This is a genomic window from Cedecea sp. NFIX57, from assembly GCF_900177785.1.
In the GTDB taxonomy this organism is placed as follows: Bacteria; Pseudomonadota; Gammaproteobacteria; order Enterobacterales; family Enterobacteriaceae; genus Cedecea; species Cedecea neteri_C.
Window position 1 is genome coordinate 1 of record NZ_FXAS01000129.1, and the last position, 1,232, is coordinate 1,232.

Genomic DNA, 1,232 nt, shown 5'->3' on the forward strand with positions numbered 1-1,232 from the left:
CCACCGGGATGGGGGTCAGCTCGCCGTCGCGGTACGGGGCGTCAAAATCAGCTTTTTGCTCTTCAGTCAGCGCCATGGTTCAGCTCCTTCGCCAGCTCTCCGGCAAATGCCTTCTCATCCAGACCTGCAAACTGGCTGCAGATCGCCATTGCATCGCCGCTCAGGGTGGCGTTGCCTTTATCGTCGAGGTTCAGGCCCTGACTCTGCATGCGGGAGAGTGCCGCCACCGGCTGACGGGCGGCTACCATCTTCTCCAGCAGGGCAAAATCCTTGTTACCCAGCTCGCGCAGATTGTCCTCATCCGCCCCCTGGAACACGCGCCCGTCGCTGAGCGCCGCCGTCAGCAGCTTGTCCACGCGGTCACCCTGAAACTGGGTGGACAGCGCGGCAAGCTTCGTGCGCAGGTCATCCACCACGGCCACCGGCACATACTTTGTCGGGTCCGGTTTGTTATTCCCCGCCGCCACGGACAGCGCCGCAATCTGCGTCTGACCGTCCTGGATGGCCTGGTCTTTCTGCAGCAGCAGGGCCTTGTGAGCCTCAATCATCGCGCTGAGGCTGGCGCAGTTCGTCGCCTTCATCTCGCCGTCCTGCAATGCCGCAATGGCAGCCAGAATGGCGTTCTCATCGCCTTTATCACCGAGGCCAAAGATGGCGCAGAGCGCAAGGCGCAGGTTCTCGTTCATCGGTTTCTCTCCGTTATCAAAAAACATCAGGGATGCGGCCGCGACAGGCATCATGCCGTCCAGCACCGGCGTGTTTGTGAGCGCGGCATTGACCAGCTCCCGGACATACCCCTGCTCGTCATAGCGAAAGGTGGGGGACACATAGCGATACTCATCCGCCTGGATAAGTGAGGCCGCACGTGTCGTCCACTTGACGTCGGCAAAAAGGCCTTCACCTTCCACCCACGTGAGGTTCCTGAACCACCCGGAGGCCGGGACAGGACCGCTGGCGCTCGGGGCGTTGATTGACTGGTGCTCATAGTCAAACGCGTAGTCATTTGTCCGACTGGCGGCTACATCAATCAGCTTTTGCGCAAGCGCCGCATCCAGATACCAGCGCTGGCTGCCATTGGCCGGGCCAAACCAGCCCGCCGGGAACAGCTGCACACGGGCGGTGTTCGCTTTATCGATGGTGGCCAGCGAGGCGGTGGCAAATTTCCACATGGAAGGTCGTGTCCCTGAGTTGTGTTCTGCAGGCAGGGTAACGCCCGCCAGGAGGCGCAAACA

At 61.4% G+C, this 1,232-nt stretch carries 1 protein-coding gene; it reads right to left on the reverse strand.

Annotated elements, in window-relative coordinates:
* Positions 1-62: 62 nt before the first annotated feature.
* Positions 63-1,232 (reverse strand): phage protease (locus B9Y90_RS26225; RefSeq protein ID WP_254902780.1); only part of this gene is annotated, 1,170 nt, incomplete at its 5' end.